General features: G+C 37.3%; 5 protein-coding genes. 4 read left to right on the plus strand and 1 reads right to left on the minus strand.

Annotated elements, in window-relative coordinates:
* The 4 genes from DW015_RS12705 to DW015_RS12720 form a co-directional block, all read left to right on the plus strand.
* Positions 1 to 2,271: vWA domain-containing protein (locus DW015_RS12705; RefSeq protein ID WP_207659392.1), on the plus strand; the 2,271-nt coding region annotated here is incomplete at its 5' end.
* The gene (locus DW015_RS12710) at positions 2,268 to 2,555 is read left to right on the plus strand and encodes a hypothetical protein (RefSeq protein WP_117905892.1); all 288 of its coding nucleotides are present in this window, start codon (positions 2,268 to 2,270) and stop codon (positions 2,553 to 2,555) included. The genes DW015_RS12705 and DW015_RS12710, both read left to right, overlap by 4 nt.
* A gap of 181 nt (positions 2,556 to 2,736) precedes the next feature.
* Positions 2,737 to 2,937 (plus strand): hypothetical protein, encoded by a 201-nt coding sequence (locus tag DW015_RS12715; RefSeq protein WP_117905893.1) that lies wholly within the window; start codon positions 2,737 to 2,739, stop codon positions 2,935 to 2,937.
* A 184-nt stretch (positions 2,938 to 3,121) separates the two neighbouring features.
* Positions 3,122 to 3,334: a hypothetical protein gene (locus DW015_RS12720; protein WP_117905894.1), complete on the plus strand. Its 213-nt coding sequence runs from the start codon at positions 3,122 to 3,124 to the stop codon at positions 3,332 to 3,334.
* Between the two features lie 373 nt (positions 3,335 to 3,707).
* On the opposite strand, the gene DW015_RS13815 is transcribed toward DW015_RS12720, so the two are convergent.
* On the minus strand, positions 3,708 to 4,075 hold a 368-nt coding region (locus DW015_RS13815; protein WP_242993294.1), incomplete at its 5' end, for a transposase.

Genomic DNA, 4,075 nt, shown 5'->3' on the forward strand with positions numbered 1-4,075 from the left:
GGAGAAGAAGTGAATGATTATCACACCGACCCGTTGAATCCGGATACCGACAAGGACGGCGTAAATGACGGAGACGAAATTGTTCTCGGGCTTGATCCGTTAAAGCCTGATACAGATGATAATGGAGTGCTTGACTGTGATGAGTATTTCGAGCAGACTGTTGATCAAAGCAGATTTGATAGCGATTTGTTTGAAGATAATCTTGCAGTGCCATCGTTACTTACAGTTTCGGCAAAGGGAAATGTAAACAGCAATATTGATATTTCCGAGTATACAGGTCATTTAAAAGGCGAAGAAAGAGTATATGTAGGCAAGGTCATTGAAATTACAAAATCCGAAATTAACAGTGGAAATCTTTCTTTTACTTTGAGCGAGGATTACACAGTAAAAAATTATGAATTAGCAGGCGAATTGACAAACGGACTCCTTATCTGCTATAATGACGGAGAAAATACAACTCCGTTGGCTACAACTTACGATGAAGAAACAAGAACATTAAGCGCTGATATTTCAGCAGAAGGCATTTATTTTGTCCTTGATGTTATTAGTTGGCTTGAATCACTTGGTCTTGATATTCCTTCAGAAACATCTGTAGAGGCTCAGCCGTCAATTCAGACTTTTGCTGCAAGAGCCGTATCCGACGCTGCGGCAAGCATTGCAACAGTTCAGATCAAAGGTCAGGTAGACATTGTGTTTGTAATTGACACAACCGGTTCAATGAGCGGATATATTAACAATGTAAAGAATAACATTACTGCGTTTGTAAATGAAATCGAATCTGCAGGAATTACTCCATCTTTTACACTTGTTGATTACAGAGATATTACCTGTGACGGTGAAAATTCAACCAATACAAAGAAAAATCCCGATGGAGATAACTGGTTCAAAAATGCGGATGACTTCAAAGCTGAAATTGCAAAATTGACTGTTGACGGCGGCGGAGATACTCCTGAAACGGCAATAGACGCATTAGAAATGGCTCGTCAGCTCAATTTAAGAACGTCATCACAAAAATTCTTTGTTCTTGTAACAGACGCAGGATACAAGATTGACAACAATTATGGAATCAAATCAATGAGTGAAATGATCGATTTACTTGTTGATGATGATATTAATGTATCTGTCGTTTCAAATTCAAGTTATCAGTCTACATACAAATCTCTTTATGAAAGTACCGGAGGCATATTTGCAAATGTTGGCGGCAATTTTAAGGATGAGCTGCTTTCAATTGCAGATATGATCAACGAGGAAACCAACAGCGGATGCTGGGTCGCTCTTAACGGACTCATTCCGCAAATTGTTAAGCTTGATGAAAGACCAGTTTGGAACGGAACAGCTGATACTGATAAGGATTCTCTGCTTGACAGAGAGGAACTTAAGAGTGTTTGGCCTACTAAATATATTGATGTTTCACCGTTTCTTTACCTTCTAGGACTCCCTTGGGATTATGAATATCCCTCTGTTCCGGCTTATGATTATTATAGTAATCCGACTAAAGAGGATACGGATAAGGATGGTATCTATGATGAAGTGGATAATGAACCACGTGTCAAGGGTTACTATGATGAAGAAGTAGAAGATATCGTCATAGGTGAACTGACAATAGTTTCTTGTAGCAACCCTCTTACTGGACACGGATTTCTTGTATACAAAAGTGCTGTTAATGACACGCTTGATTTCACAGGATTTGTTCGTGGCTATACCTATCAAACTTGGAATAAGGTTGATCCATGCTTTTATGATATTCAATGTGGACAGTCTGTTTCAATCGGAAATGCGGGAGCTGCTGTTGGTGGCTCTTCAGTTTCTGGTGAAAGTGGATCAAATTCCGGTGGCAGTTCTGTTGGTAGTTCAGGTGGTTCAAGTGGCAGTTCTGCAGGACCTTCTAGTGGCTCCTCTAGTGGCAGTGAGAGTGATGTGGCAGGAATCTACTTCAACAGAGAATTTGCTGTTGAAGCAAATAATTATAAAGAAAACTATGATTCTTCAAACCCAAGTGATTTTAAGCAGGAATATGATAAAAACTACGCCTATACTAAGAAAATTACACAGGATCAGTGGGATAAACTAATACAATATCATAATGATCACAACACATATGATTTGCTTTGGAACAACTGTGTATTGGTTGCTACAAGAGCCTGGAATCTCATTTATCAAGATGACCAAATTGATACAAATGCAATACCATCTGTTGTAAAGAATAGAATAAAAGAAAAGTCCAACTCATTTGTTTATGATTTGTATTCAGTTTTGGAGTATAGTTTATGAAAAAATTAATTCTGAAATTATTGGTTGCTTTGGCTTTACACATACTATGTTTCGTCGTAATTGCAGGAATCGGTATTACAAATACGGTTCTTGGCAGAAAAGCGGTATGGCTGGAGTTATCCTTTTTTCTGCTACTGGAAATTCTTCTGTTCGTAGTCTATTTCATCGCACCTCTATCTTCAACAGTCCATAAGATTGTCTATTGGATTGTTTCTGAACTATTTAGTCTGTTTACCGCATGGTTTTGGATGTACTTTATTGCGGGACCTATTTGGAATTTTTAAATCTATCCTTAAGTTTGGTTTTATTTGCATAAAAGTGATTGATATGATTGACGAATATGCTTGTGGTAACCTAAAGGCCTTAAAATTAATTTGAGAACATTTGATGAAAGTGTAGAAATCTACTCTTTCATTGGGCAATTTCAGTAGTTTTCATTCATGAGTAACTATGGGAGGATGAATAATGAAAAAAGCAATCACTATTTTGTGGATCATAAATATCATTATTATCTTAATAATATCTATCATACTCATTTGGTGGAAAAAAGATCATAAAGAAATAGGTTTAATTGGAATGCTCAATGCCAAATTGTTTGTATTATATCTAATTATTGCTGTTGTATTATTTATTATTCTTACAATCGTTATTCTAAGGAAAAAATAATCTTTCGGTAAGCAATTGGAAAAGTTTTGCTAAATGGAGTGAACAGTTACCAGAATATCATGAAAATTTCTATTCTTGGGGAGGAAAATATTTTATTGATTATGATGAATATGAAGAATACATTGGGTATAAACTGTCTGGGTTCAGCAATATTTTATACATATCATAACTAAGAGGAATTGTAGTGAAGAATAGCATAGTAGCTGTTATATTTACATTGATTGTTTCTGTGCTTTACATTTCACAAAACATTGTATATGCGGCAGAAGATAAAGCAAGGACGATAACAATTCATACGCAAGGACTATCTGATGAGGCGTATTATGTTGATCTTCTTGTAAAGATAAAAACTTCTGATCCGGTATACACTGATTTCAACAGCAAAATGCCAAAATAAATGGTTTTGATAAAAGTGATTCCTATGTGCGCTATGAAAACGATGGTTTTATAAGCTATTCATTGCATTTTACTGACGCTGATAACGATATGAAGATAAATAAATACAAAAGTGATTACGGAGAAACTATTCGTGCCGATAATGAGGTTATTCCGTTTGACTATCCTAATTACAATAAGAGGCTCTGCGAAAAAATCTCTGTAAATTAATCAACTGTGATAAAAACGTTAGTTGGGAGCGACATGAAAAATTTGCCGCTCCGATTTTTTACAGTATACAATAAATACTGTAATTTGTCAAGGTTCTTTTTGAAAATCAGCCTGATGGAATGGAGCGCAGCGCAATGGAATCAGGCTGATTTTCAGCGGCTCGCTCAGCCGAGCCTGTCGGGATACATGATTTCAAGCTCTCCCAGAACTCTGCCCCAGTTTCTTAGCGACATAGTCCATTTTTTCGCTATTTCATGAGTTGCCAGATACAAAGCCTTCAGGAGCGCCGTATCGCTCGGAAATACGCTTCTCTGTTTGTTCAGACGACGATAGCCGCTGTTAAGGCTTTCGATCGCATTGGTGGTGTAAATGACCTTTCTCACATCAGCGGAAAACTTGAAGATCGGTGAGATCACATCCCAGTTTTTGTACCAGCTCTTCATGGCGTTTGGATAATCTTTCTCCCACTTCTCCGTCACACGCTCAAGCTGTTCAAGCGCAGCGTCCTCAGACGGTGCGTGATAAATGGTTT

Source organism: Ruminococcus sp. AF37-20 (assembly GCF_003460465.1).
GTDB classification, from domain to species: Bacteria; Bacillota; Clostridia; order Oscillospirales; family Ruminococcaceae; genus Hominimerdicola; species Hominimerdicola aceti.

What these genes read in the sequence shown, in the direction of transcription:
- DW015_RS12710 (WP_117905892.1), top strand. Translation starts at nt 2,268, where the DNA reads ATGAAAAAATTAATTCTGAAATTATTGGTTGCTTTGGCTTTACACATA.
- DW015_RS12715 (WP_117905893.1), top strand. Translation starts at nt 2,737, where the DNA reads ATGAAAAAAGCAATCACTATTTTGTGGATCATAAATATCATTATTATC.